Annotated in this window: 16 protein-coding genes; 10 read left to right on the forward strand and 6 right to left on the reverse strand. The window is 51.0% G+C overall.

Going from position 1 to position 16,996, the window contains the following annotated elements:
* Window positions 1-66: 66 nt before the first annotated feature.
* Window positions 67-540, reverse strand: coding sequence for an SsrA-binding protein SmpB (gene smpB / locus EHSB41UT_RS00075; protein WP_087105704.1), 474 nt, complete (start codon window positions 538-540; stop codon window positions 67-69).
* Between the two features lie 263 nt (window positions 541-803).
* On the opposite strand from smpB, the gene EHSB41UT_RS00080 reads away from it, so the two are divergent.
* The 3 genes from EHSB41UT_RS00080 to EHSB41UT_RS00090 are packed head-to-tail and all read left to right on the forward strand — an operon-like array spanning window position 804 to window position 2,917.
* Entirely contained in the window at window positions 804-2,171 is a 1,368-nt protein-coding gene (locus tag EHSB41UT_RS00080; RefSeq protein WP_087105706.1) for a sodium-dependent transporter, read from the forward strand.
* A 9-nt stretch (window positions 2,172-2,180) separates the two neighbouring features.
* Entirely contained in the window at window positions 2,181-2,612 is a 432-nt protein-coding gene (locus tag EHSB41UT_RS00085; RefSeq protein ID WP_087105707.1) for a type II toxin-antitoxin system RatA family toxin, read from the forward strand.
* Window positions 2,613-2,617: 5 nt separating this feature from the next.
* The gene (locus EHSB41UT_RS00090) at window positions 2,618-2,917 is read left to right on the forward strand and encodes an RnfH family protein (RefSeq protein WP_087105709.1); all 300 of its coding nucleotides are present in this window, start codon (window positions 2,618-2,620) and stop codon (window positions 2,915-2,917) included.
* A 61-nt stretch (window positions 2,918-2,978) separates the two neighbouring features.
* On the opposite strand, the gene EHSB41UT_RS00095 is transcribed toward EHSB41UT_RS00090, so the two are convergent.
* Window positions 2,979-3,434: an outer membrane protein assembly factor BamE gene (locus EHSB41UT_RS00095; RefSeq protein ID WP_087105711.1), complete on the reverse strand. Its 456-nt coding sequence runs from the start codon at window positions 3,432-3,434 to the stop codon at window positions 2,979-2,981.
* Window positions 3,435-3,519: 85 nt separating this feature from the next.
* Here EHSB41UT_RS00095 and fur point away from each other — a divergent pair, with 85 nt between their 5' ends.
* Complete coding sequence (fur, locus tag EHSB41UT_RS00100) at window positions 3,520-3,921, forward strand: ferric iron uptake transcriptional regulator (protein ID WP_087105713.1); 402 nt, start codon at window positions 3,520-3,522, stop codon at window positions 3,919-3,921.
* A gap of 67 nt (window positions 3,922-3,988) precedes the next feature.
* Here fur and EHSB41UT_RS00105 read toward each other — a convergent pair whose 3' ends face one another.
* From EHSB41UT_RS00105 to recN, 3 genes are all read right to left on the reverse strand, one after another.
* Window positions 3,989-5,206 carry a hypothetical protein gene (locus EHSB41UT_RS00105; RefSeq protein WP_087105714.1) on the reverse strand — a complete coding sequence of 406 codons (1,218 nt, stop codon included), beginning with the start codon at window positions 5,204-5,206 and terminating at the stop codon, window positions 3,989-3,991.
* A gap of 1 nt (window position 5,207) precedes the next feature.
* Complete coding sequence (locus EHSB41UT_RS00110) at window positions 5,208-6,416, reverse strand: hypothetical protein (protein ID WP_133060327.1); 1,209 nt, start codon at window positions 6,414-6,416, stop codon at window positions 5,208-5,210.
* 333 nt (window positions 6,417-6,749) lie between these two features.
* Complete coding sequence (gene recN / locus EHSB41UT_RS00115) at window positions 6,750-8,444, reverse strand: DNA repair protein RecN (protein ID WP_087105717.1); 1,695 nt, start codon at window positions 8,442-8,444, stop codon at window positions 6,750-6,752.
* Between the two features lie 212 nt (window positions 8,445-8,656).
* On the opposite strand from recN, the gene grpE reads away from it, so the two are divergent.
* The 3 genes from grpE (at window position 8,657) to dnaJ (ending at window position 12,838) form a co-directional block, all read left to right on the forward strand.
* On the forward strand, window positions 8,657-9,250 hold the full coding sequence (gene grpE, locus EHSB41UT_RS00120; protein WP_087105719.1) for a nucleotide exchange factor GrpE: 594 nt from the start codon (window positions 8,657-8,659) through the stop codon (window positions 9,248-9,250).
* A 402-nt stretch (window positions 9,251-9,652) separates the two neighbouring features.
* Complete coding sequence (gene dnaK, locus EHSB41UT_RS00125) at window positions 9,653-11,572, forward strand: molecular chaperone DnaK (RefSeq protein ID WP_087105721.1); 1,920 nt, start codon at window positions 9,653-9,655, stop codon at window positions 11,570-11,572.
* A gap of 123 nt (window positions 11,573-11,695) precedes the next feature.
* Entirely contained in the window at window positions 11,696-12,838 is a 1,143-nt protein-coding gene (gene dnaJ, locus EHSB41UT_RS00130) for a molecular chaperone DnaJ (RefSeq protein ID WP_087105723.1), read from the forward strand.
* A gap of 82 nt (window positions 12,839-12,920) precedes the next feature.
* Here the strand turns inward: dnaJ and pdxY are convergent, their stop codons facing one another.
* A complete protein-coding gene (pdxY, locus tag EHSB41UT_RS00135) occupies window positions 12,921-13,778 on the reverse strand; it encodes a pyridoxal kinase PdxY (protein ID WP_087105724.1) in 858 nt (285 codons plus the stop codon).
* Window positions 13,779-13,956: 178 nt separating this feature from the next.
* Here pdxY and dapB point away from each other — a divergent pair, with 178 nt between their 5' ends.
* From dapB to carA, 3 genes are all read left to right on the forward strand, one after another.
* The gene (gene dapB / locus EHSB41UT_RS00140; protein WP_087106833.1) at window positions 13,957-14,757 is read left to right on the forward strand and encodes a 4-hydroxy-tetrahydrodipicolinate reductase; all 801 of its coding nucleotides are present in this window, start codon (window positions 13,957-13,959) and stop codon (window positions 14,755-14,757) included.
* A gap of 41 nt (window positions 14,758-14,798) precedes the next feature.
* A complete protein-coding gene (locus EHSB41UT_RS00145) occupies window positions 14,799-15,533 on the forward strand; it encodes a hypothetical protein (protein WP_087105726.1) in 735 nt (244 codons plus the stop codon).
* A gap of 190 nt (window positions 15,534-15,723) precedes the next feature.
* Complete coding sequence (gene carA, locus EHSB41UT_RS00150) at window positions 15,724-16,857, forward strand: glutamine-hydrolyzing carbamoyl-phosphate synthase small subunit (protein WP_087106835.1); 1,134 nt, start codon at window positions 15,724-15,726, stop codon at window positions 16,855-16,857.
* Window positions 16,858-16,996: the final 139 nt, after the last annotated feature.

A 16,996-nucleotide genomic window follows, 5' to 3' on the forward strand; every position in this document is an offset into this window, starting at 1 on the left:
CTACGCAGAAGAGATGATTTTGAGGGAGTTTGCCTCCCTCAAGCTTGCTCTCTCAGAAGAGTGCAATCAGCCTCTTCCAAGGACTCGCTGCTTCTCAATATTCCACTCACGCTCTTTGGTGGTCGCGCGCTTATCAAACTCTTTCTTACCTTTTGCAAGGCAGATTTGCGCTTTGATCAGGTGCTTTTTCCAGTAGAGCTTGGTGCACACACAGGTCTTACCTGTCTGCTGGGTTTCAACAAACAGCTTGGCCAGCTCGCGTCTGTGCAGTAGCAGTTTACGGTCTCGACGAGGGTCTGCAATAACGTGTGTTGACGCGGAGATCAGCGGTGTGATCTGGGCACCAATCAGCCAGGCTTCCCCATCTTTCAGCAGAACGTAGCTGTCTACCAGCTGGATTTTGCCCTGCCGGAGGCTTTTGACTTCCCATCCACTGAGTTCAATACCTGCCTCGAAGGTTTCTTCCAGGTGGTAGTCGTGGCGGGCCTTCTTATTCACGACGATACTTGAGTCGCCGGACTTCTTTGCTTTCTTTGCCATAATGCCGGAATTATACGTGTCAGTACTCTAAATACCATGTTGCTTGCGTTTGCGAAAGCAGGAATTCTCGCTGCCAGCCTCTCGTGTACTGTAGTTTGAGGCTATTACTTATGTCTGTGGTTGTACCCCAAGTCTAAACGGATACAATGATCGGCAATCAAAAACCTACTGCCGGGAGCATGCTGCATCCTCTTTCAGGAGCTACAAGCCGCGTTGTCTTACCCTGTAGTTGATAAAATACACAACTGTTCTTGAGGATTTGCATGGCCGATCAGCATGCGACATCAACAGCCCAGACCTGGACTCACAGATGGACGTTTGTCCTTGCGGCTGCAGGCTCTGCTATAGGCCTGGGAAATCTCTGGAAGTTCCCGTATATGGCCGGCATGAACGGTGGCGGGGCTTTTGTCATCGCATACCTTGTCTGTATTGCCTTGATAGGTATTCCCATCATGATGGCCGAAGCCGCATTGGGTCGTCATGGTCGTCACAGTCCTATCAACAGTATGCGTGAACTGGCTCGTGAAGCGGATGCCGGTCGGGCATGGGGGCTTGTTGGTTGGGTGGGCGCACTCAGCGGATTTATTATTCTCTCTTTTTACAGCGTTGTGGCTGGCTGGTCGCTTTCCTATACCGTCGATATGTTTGCTGGTTCATTTCAGGGGATGTCGGCTGAACAGGTTGGGCAAAGCTTTGATGCGCTCACCGCTGATCCGGTGAGAATGACAGTATGGCATGCCGTATTTATTGTACTGACTGGTTTTGTAATAGCTCGAGGTGTGCATAAAGGTCTGGAGAGCAGCGTGCGGGTTATGATGCCCGGCCTGTTCATTCTGCTCCTGTTGTTGCTTGGCTATAGCGTAATGGAGTCAGGTAAATTTATGGAAGGCGTTCGCTTTATGTTCTCCTTCCATCCAGAAGATCTGACCACGGAAGCATTGTTGTCAGCGATGGGGCACTCGTTCTTTACCCTGAGCCTTGGTATGGGGGCAATCATGGCTTATGGCGCTTACATGCCGAAGAAAGCCTCTATCGCTCGCACCATAGGAGCAGTAGCGGCGTTGGACACAGTTATTGCTCTGGTTGCTGGTCTGGCAATTTTCCCATTGGTTTTCGCTCAGGGAATGGAGCCAAGTGGAGGGCCGGGCTTACTGTTCGTCTCTTTAACGTCTGTGTTTGCGTCCCTGCCGGGTGGTCAGTTTATCGGTGGCCTGTTCTTCCTGCTTGTGGCTCTTGCGGCATTGAGCTCATCCATCTCTATGGTTGAACCCGTTGTTGCCTGGATTATCGAACGGTTCCCGGTAAATCGTGTATCGGCAACGGTTGTGTATTCTCTGGTTGTTTGGCTGTTTGGTATCGGCTCTGTCTTGTCGTTCAATGAGTGGGCCGGTGAAGAGTATCAAATGTTCGGAATGACCTTTTTCGAGCTGATGGATTACCTGACAGCGAATATCACCCTGCCTCTTGGTGGTCTGTTAATTGCCATCTTTGCTGGCTGGATTATGAAGCGCTCACACATCTTCAAAGAGATGAATCTGTCTACATTGCACTTCAATATCTGGCGGGCACTCTGCCGGGTTATTGCTCCGGCAGCGGTTGTTGTCATCTTCGTATCTAACATCACGGGTTGATAGTCAGATATGAAGACGATTGAACGATCAGCACTGGTTATGCACTCTGCACAGCAGATGTACGACCTAGTCAACAATGTAGAAGATTACGCGGCCTTTCTGCCATGGTGTGCGGGAGTTGAGGTTTTTGAGAAGACGGAAACTGCTCAGGAAGCCCGACTTGATATAAGTCGGGCAGGTGTCAAAGCCAGCTTTATTACCCGCAATGCTATGGTTCCGGGCGAGAGAATTGATATTGCCCTAAAAGAAGGTCCTTTCTCTTCACTGACCGGAACGTGGAGTTTTACAGCATTGGCAGAAGATGCCTGTAAGGTTTCTTTGGATCTATCTTTTGAGATGAAGAGCAGTATGCTGAGTTCTGCTGTGGGTAAAGTGTTTGAGCAGGTGGCTGCAACTATGGTTGATGCTTTCTGTCAGCGTGCGGATCAGGTGTACCGGTAGAAGTGATGTCAGATATTTCTGTTGAAGTAGCTTACGCAACGCCCGAACGGCAAAAAATAATTTCTCTGTCTGTACCTGAGGGCACAACGCTTTTCCAGGCAGCTGAACTCTCTGGAATTGTCGAACACTTTCCTAATTTGGATTTAACTCAGGCAAAAATGGGCATTTGGGGCAAAGCTGTGCCAAAGCCTGCTGATCAGGCTTTAAAGGCTGGAGAAAGGGTAGAGATCTATCGGCCGCTGATTGCTGACCCTAAAGAGGTTCGCAAGCGAAGGGCTGAAAAGGCAAAAGCTGACAAAGCATAATTTCTGCGAATACAAAAAAGCCGGAGTTTTAAAAGCTCCGGCTTTTTTGTATTTGGAACGATTACTCGTCCTGAATACTTTTCTCAGCCTGATCTTTGGCGTTCTGGGCATCTTTATCAGCAGCCGCACGAACCTGATCATTTACGCTGTTGTCATCACCGCCAGGGCGCATGTCGCCTTCAAAATAGGCCAGCTGATCGTTCTTGAAGAACAGGCTCAGGGTCTGCTGAGTTCTGGCTTTATCGCCAGGCTGGAAGCTGTAGATATAGTCCCAGCGGTCAGTATTGAAGGAATCTGGCAGCAAAGCTTCACCCATCACAAAGCGAACCTGCTCGCGGGTCATTCCTGGCCGAAGCTGGTTCACCATGTCCTGAGTTATGACGTTACCTTGTTGTATATCTATTTTATAAACGCCCGGAAAACTCAGCATGCGAGGATTGTTGTCTGCGAACCAGGAACATCCCCCGATAAAAGCAGCTGAAAGAACCAGGGCAAACGTTGCTTTGTGCTTTTGCATCGTCTACCGACTTCCACTATCTTGGACGGAAATGAGATAATCCCCAGCTTATTACATCTCCAGGGGTTTAGAAAGGGATACTTGGGTGGAAAATCAAGAGCTACGAAAGGCTGGGTTAAAGGTAACGTTACCCCGGGTCAAGATTCTGCAGATCCTTGAGAGTGCTGCAGATCGGCATATGAGCGCAGAAGATGTCTACAAGGCATTGCTTGAGGCTGAAGACGAAGTTGGCCTGGCTACGGTCTACCGTGTACTGACTCAGTTTGAGAGTGCCGGTCTGGTCATTCGCCACAACTTTGATGGCGGACATTCTGTTTTCGAGATGGCCAGCGGAGAACATCACGACCATATGGTGTGTCTGGAAACGGGGCGCATTGTCGAATTCCGCAGCCCGGAAATCGAGAAGCTGCAGCACCAGATTGCCGAAGAGCATGGCTATGAACTGGTCGATCACAACCTGGTGTTGTATGTGAAAAACAAGGAGTAACCTTGTTGAATCCTTCTGGAGTTGGATGGGCACCTGTTAATTTGTAGCAGGTGCCACTACCGGAAGATTAGTCGCTGATATCCAGATATGGGTCATCGGGGTGCAGTTCTGCCTGATCCCCGTTATTCAGCTGTCCGAAGACACTGATCAGCTCGATGACCGTCTCAGTTTGTGTTCTCGCGACTGTGCTATTGAACATCTGTCTGGAGAAAGACTCCAGATTTAGCAGTGCCTCACCGGTGCTGGGGTGGATGTTATTGTCCATCAGAATGCTTGCTACTCTCTCCCGGGATAGTTCCGCATAGTGGAAAGCGTCATTGGCATAATCCAGTCTTTGTTTCAGTGTGAGATGCAAATCATCACTGCCCCTCAAGATAAACCAGATCTTGAATGAGGCACCGCCCTCAAAGTTATCGTGCAAGTCCCTTTCCCTGCTCATGCCCCCACGATTCTGCAATGCGGCTTCATAGGCACGTTTGGCGACGCCATAGGATTTGTTATCTCTCGGATCATCAATTGTAGTGAACAGCGGTAGTCCCATGGCAGCCTGTGAGTGTGCCTCAAGCATCAGGTTTAATTGTGGAATTATGTTCTGGATGACATCTTTGCTTAGCGGCGAGTAACGATGCAGGCGATACAGAATATCCGTCCACAGTATAGGAGCCATAAAAAGCATACGCGGGCAGGTGTTCGGGGCGCACTGTCTGGAAAATAAATCATAGGCGTAAAGATGTCGCCCCAGATCAGACGATAGTTTTTGCAATGTTGTAAGAACTTGAGTTTGCTCTTCAATGGTCAGGGCTAAAGGATCGCCAGCCTTTAAGAAGCCTTCATGCTTAAGCATCAGATGAATAAGAACGATGACCTTGCTGACCATGTCTTTTGCATAGGCGTTTTTGGTTCTTTTGGTCCAATGTGCAGGGAAGCCTGTTTTATCAGCAGCATAGAGATGGCTGAGGTGGCGAAGCTCTTTTAGAGCATTCATCAATAACTCTTTCCGGTCACTGATTCGCTCCAGACTGAACGCATATAGTTCCCGTTTGCTTGTATGTGTCAGGGCATGGGTATTAAAAGCATCAATGACGATGCAGTTATCCATTTCAATCTCTGGGCTTAACGTAAAGTAGCGAGTCTTCTTTTCTGGACCGGTCAGCTGATTCTGTTCGCAGGAGGATCGCAAATTCTCAATTTCCTCGGCCGTGAGGGATGCACTTACGCTCGTGGTCAACATTGCGATGGCTGAAGCTGCAATGATCAGCAGTAACTGTCGTGTAAAGTATTTCATATTACTGCTCCTCGTTTTTGGGTAGTGGGTGATGTCCGGTCAGGCGGAAAATAAGCTCTTTGGCATGGAATAATTGATGCACAGTAAAGTGAGTGACTTCTGTGCTTAAAAATAATTTGTCTGCTTGCGCGATCGTTTGGTGGTGATCTGGTGTCAGATCCTGCTCCAGCAGATCGGAGCAGATTCTGTTTCGGTTTTGACCATTGGGGATATGTTGGCGACAGTCACTGAATTCCCAAAGCGTCGCAAGAGGCTGCATACGCTTTGCCAGTTTTACGGCATCATTGCGTGTGGCTTTTGCTTCGCTAAGATCATGAACGATTGCGCTCAGAGTAATGGCTGTTTGCAACTGGTACTGATGAAACGAAAAAGTACTCAGGGCGCCTGCGTGTTTTTCCAGAATAGAATTCAGAGCACTCGTTAAACGACGATATTCTTCATCGTTAGGAGTAAGTGCTTGTTGCAGGTTCTCCTGATGAAGCTCCATGGTCTTGAGCTTTTGGTCTTCTATCTGCAGGTCCGACTGTAGATGAAACCGCTTTTGGTATTCCTGTCTGTAAGAAGGGTGTTTCTTTCTCATTCCTAATGCTGTCAGTCGCAGTCCGTGAGCCGGATGGAGATAAAGGTGGAGCAGTGTGATCTCTGCAAACAGTTCACTAAAGTCGTTCGTTGTCGTTTGTTGGCTGGCAGCAGCAAGGCGGTCGGCAAAAGTCGAGATGACCAGGCTGTAGGAAGGATTTTGCTGAATGATCTGCTCAGCAAAGGCAATATCGAACGCTAATCTGTCCTTCTTTTTGTAAAGCTCCCACTGATTCAGCGGCAGGTTAAGGGCTAAAAGGCGCTGCTTAAGCTGATCCAGGGTGGCGGACAGTTCAAGATTGTCACCTGAGCCTGCCGAGTGAAATCTGCTCTTAGAGTTCTGGAGCTTATTTTCAACGCTGGGCTCAGCATTGCTATCTCTGTCGTTTGAGTTGGGCTGGGATGTCTGTTTGCTGCCTCGCAGTGCGTTGACGGCTGCTCCAACATTCTTTGCGACTGTTTTTCCGCCCTCTTTGGCATCCCGAATACCCGACTGCCAATTGTTTCGATTCAATACATGTTCGGTTGTTTTATCGATGCCGTTCAGAAGGTTCATCTGCTCCCGGTCTACAGCCTGTTTTTGTTGAGAGGCTGCGGTAAAAGCTTCCTTGTTAAGCTCGGCCTGTTCCATCAAGGCCAGCTGGTCGTTCCAGCTAAGCTCGTCGTCATTCAGGCTGTCGGGTGCAAAGCCTGTCCATTGACTAATAGTGCGCGAAAGCACTTGTGTGACTTCTTCAAACTCTTTGTTGCCCAGAGCGACAAGAGACACTGCCAGCAGTGTGAGGAATAAAACTGTTTTTTTGCTGCCGCTGCTTTTTTGAATTGTGCGTTCAGCAACAGATTGAAGTGTTTGAAGTAGTGACATACCAGCCCCGCGTCAGACCCTGAAACTTTGTCAGGGTTAGACAAGGGGCGTGGTGCTAGAAGGGTAACAAGCCTGTTGAAGTGGCTGACAATGTATTCATCAGGCTGTTGCCGGTGACGGCTCTGCGCGGGAGATCATTTCTCTGGCGTGGGCCAGAGTGTGCTCGGTCATCTCGAGGCCTCCCAGCATCCGGGCAACCTCTTGAGTGCGGGCTTCCTCCAGCAAGGTAGTAATCTGGGTGCTGGTGCTGTTCTTGCCGAGCTTCTTACGGACATGGAAATGGGTATGTCCCTGAGAGGCGACTTGTGGCTGGTGGGTAACACAAAGAACCTGTCCCTGAGCGCCCAGCTCCTTCAGCAGGCGGCCAACAATCTCTGCGGTGCCACCACCAATACCCACATCGACCTCGTCAAAGATCAAAGTCGAGATGCCGGATGTCTTTGCGGTGATAACCTGAATGGCCAGGCTGATGCGGGACAGTTCGCCACCAGATGCGACTTTGTCCAGCGGGCGAGGCGGGTTTCCCGGGTTGGTGCTGACCAGAAAGCGAATCTCTTCCATACCCTGGCTGCGAGGCTCGCATTTGGCTGCATTAACCGCTGCCAGCTCAACGACAAAGCGACCTGCAGGCATGCCCAGATCATGAATATGTTTGGTGACGGCTTTATTGAGCTTCGCAGCGCCTTTGTTGCGCTTCTCGCTTAGCTTGCCTGCCAGCTCAAAATAGGACTGTTCTGTCGTAAGTAGGAGCTGCTCCAGTTCTTCTATCTTCTCGTCGCTGCACTGGAGACCTTCCAGTTCATGTTGAAGCTCTTCGTGTTTCTTATGGAGATCTTCTGCAGCAACAAAGTGTTTACGTGCCAGAGAATAAGCAGAAGACAGTCGTTCATTAATCTCCTGCAGGCGATCAGGGTCAGCCTGGAAGTTATCTACAAAACGATTCATCTCGCCAATAGCCTCTTCCACCTGGATTTGGGCATTGGAGAGAAGGTTGATAGTTTCCTGCAAGGCCGGAAGGTCTAAGCCAAGATCAACAAGCAGATGCTGGCACAGGGTCAGGCTATGCAGAATGTTTCCATTGTCGTTTTCAGAGCAGAGGTCCAGTACCTGCTGGCAGGTGTGCAGACTGGTTTCAGCATTGGCCAGTTGCTTCTGCTCTTGTTCCAGCTCCTCAACTTCGCCTTCAAACAGGGAAAGGTGATCCAGTTCTTCCACCTGATACTGCAACAGCTGAATGCGGGCATCCTGTTCTTTACTGGAGGTGCGCAGTGTTTCAATCTGACGCTGAAGCCCTTTCCACTCCTGCCAGCAGCTGGCTACCTGAGTTGTCAGTTTGCCGCAGCCGGTAAATTCATCCAGCAGGCGCTGGTGGGTTTCAGAGCGCAGCAGGGACTGGGATTCATGCTGGGCATGGATATCGACCAGTAGCTCACCCAGCTCTCGTAAATGGTTGAGCGGTGACGGTGTGCCATTGATATAGCCCCGTCCGCGGCCCTCACGAGTAATCACCCTGCGAAGGATGCATTCGTCATCGCTATCCAGTTCCCGTTCTTTCAGCCACTTGGTGGCTTGCGGCAGATTGCGGATATCGAAGGTGGCCAGAATCTCGGCTCGATCGCAGCCGGTACGCACGCAGTCGGTATCGGCCCTTGCGCCGGTAGCGAGGGAGAGAGCATCAAGCATGATAGATTTGCCGGCGCCGGTTTCCCCTGTGATTACGGTCATGCCGGTGGGGATGTCCAGGTCGAGCTTGTCGACAATGGCAAAGTTGCTGATGGACAGGTGGGTAAGCATGGAGCCAATCCGAACAACGTAACTGTTTTTTTATACAGTAATCTGCAAATGTGTTCTCTGCAATCCCTGTTGTGAAAAAACTGCTCGCAGAAAAAAGCGGTTCTTACTTGAATGTTGGAAATCTATCCCCAATATATGCCCAAGATTCTGATGCGGTTGATACGCGCACTGAAGCACACCGCAGAATGTATTTTAAGGACAGGAGTTGCGTAATGAGTGAACAGCAGAACAAGCCGGAAGATCAGGTTGAAGCTGCCGTGGAAGAGGCGCTGGCTGAAAGTGTTGAAGCGATTGAGGAAGCTGCCGAAGAGGTGATCGAAGAGATCACTGAAGAGGAAGATGCCCTGTCTGCTCTGCAAAATGAACTCGTGCGTGCTCAGGAAGAGGTCGCCAAGGCTCAGGATCAGGCGCTGCGTGCGGTGGCTGAAGCCCAGAATATTAAGCGTCGTGCCCAGCAGGACGTTGAAAAAGCGCACAAGTTTGCGCTGGACAAGTTTGTTGAAAACCTGCTGCCAGTTGTAGACAGCCTTGAGCAGGGCCTGAAGAGCACTGAAGGTGCAGATCCTGCGGTTCGTGAAGGTATGGAGCTGACTCTGAAACTGCTGGTCGACACGCTGGCCAAGCACAATGTCGAGCAGCTGAACCCGGTGGGTGAGCCACTGGATCCTAACTTCCATCAGGCTATGACCATGGTGCCTAACCCTGCGATGGAGCCTAATACTGTTATGGATGTTGTGCAGAAAGGTTACCTGCTGAACGGTCGTGTTGTACGCCCGGCAATGGTTGTGGTTTCCAAGGCACCTTAAATAAGCCTCAAAATCTCCAAAAAGCAGCGCCCGTCGCTGCTTTTTTTGCTTTTGGCAAAGCCATACCGGATAGACATTGTGCCGGCCTGCCACACTTTCCGCTTACCTGCCTGAACAGTCAGACTTCTGAATCCCTCCGCCAATCAGCTTTTTTACTACCTTTGAGGGGCTTTCTGGGTGGCAAGAGCAAAAAAATACAAAAAAATAACATTTCTCCCTTGAAAAGGTTTTGGTGCGTTCCCATATACCAAGCCAAGCAGCCAGAAAGGCAGATGGGTAAGGCCTCCAGGCTATCCCGGAGCTGCCACGGAACTGGCAAAGATTACGAACTTTTGATCAGTCTTTGATCACGGTTTACATCCCGGTATATGCATCCGGGCAAGGTTTACGGAGAGGGTTTCGATGAGTAAAGGCAAAATTATCGGTATCGACCTGGGTACCACTAACTCTTGTGTAGCTGTACTGGATGGTGACAGCGTAAAGGTTATTGAGAACGCAGAAGGTGCCCGTACTACGCCTTCCATTGTTGCTTACACCAACGATGGTGAGACTCTGGTAGGTATGCCGGCCAAGCGTCAGGCTGTTACCAACCCGGACAACACCCTGTACGCCATCAAGCGTCTGATCGGTCGTCGTTTTGAAGACAACGAAGTTCAGAAAGACATCAAGATGGTGCCTTACAAGATCATCAAGGCCGACAATGGCGACGCCTGGGTTGACGTTAAAGGCGACAAGCTGGCTCCTCCTCAGATCTCCGCTGAGATTCTGAAGAAGATGAAGAAGACTGCAGAAGACTATCTGGGTGAAGCAGTTACCGAAGCGGTTGTAACCGTACCGGCTTACTTCAACGATGCACAGCGTCAGGCTACTAAGGACGCAGGCCGCATCGCAGGTCTGGACGTTAAGCGTATTATCAACGAGCCAACCGCTGCCGCTCTGGCTTACGGTCTGGGTAAAGCCAAAGGCGGTGATCAGACTGTAGCGGTATACGATCTGGGTGGTGGTACTTTCGATATCTCCATCATTGAAATCGCTGACGTAGACGGTGAGCACCAGTTTGAAGTGCTGTCCACCAACGGTGACACCTTCCTGGGTGGTGAAGACTTCGATATGCGCGTTATCGAATTCCTGGCCGCAGAATTCAAGAAAGACCAGGGCATCGACCTGACTGGCGACCCTCTGGCCATGCAGCGTCTGAAAGAAGCTGCAGAAAAAGCCAAGATCGAGCTGTCCTCTGCAACCCAGACTGATGTGAATCTGCCTTACATCACTGCAGACGCCACCGGTCCTAAGCACCTGAACGTTAAACTGACCCGCGCCAAGCTGGAATCTCTGGTAGAAGACCTGGTTGCCCGCTCTCTGGAGCCGGTTCGTCAGGCGATCAAAGATGCTGACCTGAGCGTTTCCGAGATCAACGAAGTGATCCTGGTAGGCGGTCAGACCCGTATGCCTCTGGTTCAGCAGAAGGTTGCTGAGCTGTTCGGTAAGGAAGCTCGTCGCGACGTAAACCCTGACGAAGCTGTAGCCATGGGTGCTGCTCTGCAGGGTGGCGTACTGTCTGGCGACCGTACCGACGTTCTGCTGCTGGACGTAACTCCGCTGACTCTGGGTATCGAAACCATGGGCGGCGTGATGACTCCTCTGATCGAGAAGAACACCACTATCCCGACCAAGAAGTCCCAGACCTTCTCCACTGCAGAAGACAATCAGTCCGCGGTAACTATCCACGTACTGCAGGGTGAGCGTAAGCAGGCTTCCGGCAACAAGTCCCTCGGTCAGTTCAACCTGGAAGGCATTCCTGCCGCCCAGCGTGGCATGCCACAGATCGAAGTGTCCTTCGACCTGGATGCCAACGGTATTCTGAACGTGTCCGCCAAGGACAAGAACACCGGCAAAGAGCAGTCCATCGTTATCAAGGCGTCTTCCGGTCTGTCCGATGAAGAAATCGATGCAATGGTTCGTGACGCCGAGAAGAACGCTGAAGAAGACAAGAAGTTTGAAGAGCTGGCTCAGGCACGTAACCAGGGCGACGCCATGGTTCACGCGACTCGCAAGACTCTGACTGAAGCTGGCGACAAGGTCACTGAAGACGAGAAGAACACTGTTGAAGCTGCGATCAAAGAGCTTGAAGAAGCCCTGAAGGGTGACGACAAGGACGCGATCGAAGCCAAGACTCAGGCTCTGATTCAGGCTTCCGGCCCTCTGGCTCAGAAGATGGCTGACGATGCTGGTGCTCAGCAGGCTTCTGGTGAAGAATCTTCTGCAAAAGACGACGATGTTGTTGATGCGGAGTTTGAAGAAGTGAAGGACGACAAGAAGTAATTCTGTCTTTCCCTTGGCAGGAGTTGGTGGCTTTTCACAGCTCCTGCACACGTGATTTGAAACGCGCGGGGGGATTCTCCCGCGTTTTGCTGTAAAGGTTTTCGCCCAGGTTTAAGAACGGTTATGTCGAAAAGAGATTATTACGAGGTGCTCGGGGTTGCCCGTGACACCAGCGACAAAGAGATGAAGAAGGCTTATCGCCGTCTGGCGATGAAGTTTCATCCTGACCGGAACCCGGGAGATAAAGAAGCGGAAGATAAATTCAAAGAAGTTAACGAAGCCTTTGAAATTCTTTCCGACCCGCAAAAGCGCGCAGCCTACGACCAGTACGGTCATGCCGGTGTTGATCCGAACATGGGTGGTGCTGGTGGCTTTGGTGGCGGCTTCGGCGGTGGCAACTTCGGTGATATTTTCGGGGATGTTTTTGGTGACATCTTCGGTGGAGGCGGCAGTGGTCGCGGCCATTCCAGCGTTCAGCGTGGTGCTGATCTGCGTTACAACCTCGAACTGGATCTTGAAGAAGCCGTTCGTGGTGTAGAAAAGAAAATTCGTATTCCGACCCTGGTTAGCTGTAAGACCTGTGATGGCAGCGGCGCCAAGAAGGGAACTTCTCCAGTAACCTGTACCACCTGTGGTGGTGTGGGGCAGGTGCGTATGCAGCAGGGCTTCTTTGCTGTGCAGCAGACTTGCCCGGACTGTCATGGTACCGGCAAGATGATCAAGGATCCTTGCCCGGATTGTCATGGCCAGGGTCGTGTTCAGGAATACAAGACACTGTCCGTTAAAGTGCCTAAGGGCGTGGATACCGGTGATCGTATCCGTCTGACCGGCGAAGGTGAAGCGGGCGTTAACGGTGGTCCGGCTGGCGATCTATACGTTCAGGTCGAAGTGCGCGAACACAAGATCTTCCATCGTGATGGCAAGCATCTGTACTGTGAAGTACCGATTACTTTCACTGACGCTGCCTTGGGTGGCGAGATGGAAGTGCCGACTCTGGATGGCAAGGTTAAGTTGAAGATCCCTGCCGAAACTCAGACTGGCAAAATGTTCCGCCTGCGTGGCAAGGGCGTTGAGCCAGTGCGCGGTGGTGCGCAGGGTGATCTGATCTGCAAGGTTGTAGTTGAAACACCGGTGAATCTGACTTCCCGTCAGAAAGAACTGCTGAATGAACTGCAGGCCACCTTTGAAGGTGACCACAAGCACTCACCACAAAAGCGTGGCTTCTTTGATGGTGTGAAAAAATTCTTTGACGATATGTCCTCGTAAAAGAATTCTGGGATCAAAAAAGCGAGCAACTGTTTACGCAGTGCTCGCTTTTTTATTGTCTGCTTTATTGCAGAAAGGGAAGTTAAACGACTTTCTCTGCAGTAAACCGTTGAGGTGGATTTACATAGGCATCCTGTGAGGCGATCAGAGTAAGCTCGCGACTCTTGGTGGCCCAGGTCTTCTCAAACAAAGCAAAGATGGCGCCGGCGACATGCTCTAGAGATTGTTTCAAATCTTTGGTTTCCAGATATTTCCCTAAGAACACGGCCGCAGTCGCATCACCGGAACCATTGACGGGGTATGGGAATTCCAGACGCGGCGTAGCAACCAGCCAGGCTTCGTTTTCATCCACGGCCAGCATTTCGATAACACCGCTGTCTGCGTCGGTGCGAATCAGGCTTGTCACCAGAACCTTGGATGGGCCAATGGCCTGCAGGGAGCGTACGGCCTGCAGGGCATCTTCCAGAGTGTTGACCTTCTGGCCGGTTAGTAATTCCAGCTCGAAATGATTAGGGGTGATGATATCAGCACGCCTCAGTACCTTGTCCCGGAAAAACTCGGGAATGCCGGCACGGACAAAGATACCGCGATCAAAATCGCCAATCACCGGGTCGCAGCAGTAGAGTGCTTCAGGGTTGGCGGCTTTGACTTTATCCACAGCCTCAAGGATTGCATCACCCAGTTCCGGGGCGCCCATATAGCCGGATAGTACGGCGTTGCACTCAGACATAACCCCGCGATCTTCAATGCCGGTAATCACGTCGGTCACGACATCGGCACCAAAAACCGGGCCACGCCATGCACCATGACCGGTATGGTTTGAGAACATAACCGTGAACACGGGCCAGACTTCATAGCCCATGCGCTGGAGTGGAAAGACTGCAGACGCGTTTCCGGCATGGCCGTAGGCAACGTGCGACTGAATGGAGAGGATGTTCATTGCCGTTCTTATACCTGATACAAGTAATTCTGCGGCCAGATTAGCCGGATGGTGCTCAGATTAACATGAACTTATGTCATTGAAGGTGTTTTCTACGGTGTAAACCCCTGCAGGCTTGCGGTGTTGTGTTGCCCTGCGATAATGGCTCCATATCCCGATAAACGAACGAGAATAAATGATGACGAAAATAGCAGTGGCCGGTGCAGCAGGGCGAATGGGTAAGGCTCTGGTTCAGGCTGTTTCTCAGGATGAGGTAACTACTCTTGCCGCTGCGACGGATCGTGCTGGCAGTTCTCTGATCGGTGCAGATGCCGGTGAACTGGCTGGTATTGGCAAGGTTGGTGTGACGTTGGTAGATGATATTACCAAAGCGCCTGACTTTGATGTGTTGATTGATTTCACCTCCCCGGAAAGCACGCTCGCTCATATTGCGTACTGCCGTCAGCATGGCAAAGGTATTGTGATTGGCACTACGGGCTTTAGTGACGAGCAGAAGGCTGAGCTGAAGGCTGCCGGTGATGAGATTCCGGTTATCTTTGCGGCCAATATGAGTGTCGGGGTGAACCTGATTTTCAAATTGCTGGAAACTGCTGCCCGGGTGATTGGTGATGAGAGTGATATTGAAATTGTGGAAGCTCACCACCGCCATAAGGTTGATGCACCGTCCGGTACAGCCTTGCGTATGGGTGAAATTATTGCGGAAACCCTGGGGCGTGATCTGAGTAAATGTGCGGTATATGGCCGTGAAGGTCATACCGGTGCCCGTGATAAAGATACTATCGGTTTTGCGACCATTCGCGGTGGCGATATTGTTGGTGAGCACAATGCCATGTTTATCGCAGAAGGTGAGCGGGTCGAGATAGGCATTCGCTCCGCCAGTCGGGCGACCTATGCCAATGGTGCGGTACGCGGTGCCAAATGGTTGATGGGCAAAGGCAAGGGCCTGTTTGATATGCAGGATGTTTTGGGGTTACGCTGATCTAATCTGGAAATTCAACTCCAAACACCGAGAGGGCTGCTTTGACGGATAACAAGAATGTTGTTCTGATCATTGGTAGCTCTCCGGATGCTTCTCGAGTCAGCGAGTGGAGTCTTTCTGCTTTCAGTCAGGTGGTTGCTGTGAATAATGCCTGGCGTATCTGTCCTGACTGGACTCACTGTATTTTCCCTGCAGACTTTCCTGAAGCGCGCCAGCCTGTTCCCCTGGCAAATCAGCAGTTAATCACCGAGGAAGGTTTTGTTCCCTTGCAGAACCTTTATGGTGGTTTTGTCTATGCTGGCGGCACAATGGCATTTACTGCGGCTTATTGGGTGCTGGCAGCTTTAAAGCCTAAGGTTATCTGCTTTATTGGCTGTGACATGGTGTATCCCAAAGCTGGAAATACACATTTTTATGGTAACGGCCAGCCTGACCCTTTGCGGGAAGATATCTCTCTGAGATCCTTGGAGGCTAAGTCAGCGCGCTTTTCAGCCTTGGCACAGCGGGATGGATGTCAGGTTCTGAACCTGACCAGTCTTGAAGCCAGTCGGCAGGTTTTTCCAAAAATATCATTTGAACAGCTGACTCAAGCCAGTGATTTTCCTGATCTGGTTTTTAATCAGGGGATTGTTGATCGAGCTCTGAGTCAAGAAGTCCGGCTTGGTTACTTTGTTGAGGACGGCGAGTACTGGAAATGTGTAGATCAGTTCGATGTCGCGGAAATAGATACCCTTGATGCGCTGTGGTTATCCTCGCTGGAAAAATGTTGTAAGTAAAAACCGATCGACGGTAGGTTGTTTTTCTGATAACGTATGTAAAATTTGCTTGCGAGTTAGTCGTTTTTTAACCAGCTCGTGGGGCTCGAACAAAATAAGGATTTGTGAAGGCGAGATGGAACCTTGGTTGCATCTCGCCTTTTTGCGGAAAGAATATAACCAAAGCAGCGTTGTGCAGCAGGAGGACGCTTTGAGCAGGACGGCCATACTTGCTCTTGAGGACGGCAGCATTTTCCACGGTATCGCTATTGGCAGTGACGGCGAAACCAGCGGAGAAGTCGTTTTCAATACGGCAATGACCGGGTATCAGGAGATTCTCACCGATCCCTCCTATGCTCGTCAGATTGTGACCCTTACTTATCCCCATATCGGCAATACCGGCACTACCCCGGAAGATGAAGAAGCCAGCCAGATCTGGTCCGCCGGACTTGTTATTCGTGACCTCCCTCTTTTAGCCAGTAACTGGCGTAATTCCCAGCCTCTTAATGAATACCTTGAAGACCACAATATTGTCGCTATCGCTGATATCGATACCCGTCGTCTCACGCGTATTCTGCGGGAAAAAGGTGCTCAGAACGGCGCTATCGTTGCTGGCGTTGGTGCTTCTGAAGAGCGGGCGCTGGAGTTGGCCAGAGCTTTCCCAGGCTTGAAGGGAATGGATCTCGCCAAAGAGGTAACGACTGCTGAAAGCTATGGCTGGACGGAAGGTGTCTGGAATCTGGAAACTGATAGCCATACCGACCGTGCCGATCAGGCTAAATACCATGTTGTCGCTTACGACTTCGGTGTGAAGCGCAATATCCTGCGCATGCTGGCGGAACGTGGCTGCCGTCTGACCGTGGTTCCGGCAACTACGCCAGCCAAAGATGTTCTGGCTCTGAATCCTGATGGCGTATTCCTATCCAATGGTCCTGGCGACCCTGAGCCGTGTGACTATGCGATTGAAGCCATTCGTGAAATTCTAACCACCGGGCTGCCGGTCTTTGGTATCTGCCTTGGTCATCAGTTGTTGGCACTGGCCTCTGGTGCCCAGACTGAAAAGATGAAGTTTGGTCATCACGGTGCCAACCACCCGGTGCAGGACCTGAAAGACAATGTGGTGATGATTACCAGTCAGAACCATGGTTTTGCTGTCTCCGAAGCGACTCTGCCGGAAAACCTGAAGGCGACCCATAAATCCCTGTTTGATGGTTCCCTGCAGGGCATCGAGCGTACAGATGTGCCGGCCTTCAGCTTCCAGGGGCACCCGGAAGCCAGCCCCGGCCCACACGATGTGGCACCACTGTTTGATCGCTTTATCAAAGAGCTGGAAGAGCGGCGTTAAAAGCCGCTTTGAGGTTGCGGCTTTAAAGTTCTTACTTTGAAGTACTTACTTTAAAGAACTGGCGCCTCGCTAAAAGAAAACGGTATCGCATGCGGCCTGAATCCTCTTTAAGGCAGGCCGCCATTGGAAAGACTGAGCG

It is taken from the genome of Parendozoicomonas haliclonae (assembly GCF_900174585.1).
GTDB lineage: Bacteria > Pseudomonadota > Gammaproteobacteria > Pseudomonadales > Endozoicomonadaceae > Sansalvadorimonas > Sansalvadorimonas haliclonae.

Excerpts from the sequence above, each read along its gene's own strand:
- smpB (WP_087105704.1), bottom strand. The coding sequence starts at position 540 with ATGGCAAAGAAAGCAAAGAAGTCCGGCGACTCAAGTATCGTCGTGAAT.
- EHSB41UT_RS00090 (WP_087105709.1), top strand. The coding sequence starts at position 2,618 with ATGTCAGATATTTCTGTTGAAGTAGCTTACGCAACGCCCGAACGGCAA.
- dapB (WP_087106833.1), top strand. The coding sequence starts at position 13,957 with ATGACGAAAATAGCAGTGGCCGGTGCAGCAGGGCGAATGGGTAAGGCT.
- dnaJ (WP_087105723.1), top strand. The coding sequence starts at position 11,696 with ATGTCGAAAAGAGATTATTACGAGGTGCTCGGGGTTGCCCGTGACACC.
- pdxY (WP_087105724.1), bottom strand. The coding sequence starts at position 13,778 with ATGAACATCCTCTCCATTCAGTCGCACGTTGCCTACGGCCATGCCGGA.
- EHSB41UT_RS00110 (WP_133060327.1), bottom strand. The coding sequence starts at position 6,416 with ATGGAACAGGCCGAGCTTAACAAGGAAGCTTTTACCGCAGCCTCTCAA.
- EHSB41UT_RS00105 (WP_087105714.1), bottom strand. The coding sequence starts at position 5,206 with ATGAAATACTTTACACGACAGTTACTGCTGATCATTGCAGCTTCAGCC.
- EHSB41UT_RS00085 (WP_087105707.1), top strand. The coding sequence starts at position 2,181 with ATGAAGACGATTGAACGATCAGCACTGGTTATGCACTCTGCACAGCAG.
- EHSB41UT_RS00095 (WP_087105711.1), bottom strand. The coding sequence starts at position 3,434 with ATGCAAAAGCACAAAGCAACGTTTGCCCTGGTTCTTTCAGCTGCTTTT.
- recN (WP_087105717.1), bottom strand. The coding sequence starts at position 8,444 with ATGCTTACCCACCTGTCCATCAGCAACTTTGCCATTGTCGACAAGCTC.
- EHSB41UT_RS00080 (WP_087105706.1), top strand. The coding sequence starts at position 804 with ATGGCCGATCAGCATGCGACATCAACAGCCCAGACCTGGACTCACAGA.
- grpE (WP_087105719.1), top strand. The coding sequence starts at position 8,657 with ATGAGTGAACAGCAGAACAAGCCGGAAGATCAGGTTGAAGCTGCCGTG.
- dnaK (WP_087105721.1), top strand. The coding sequence starts at position 9,653 with ATGAGTAAAGGCAAAATTATCGGTATCGACCTGGGTACCACTAACTCT.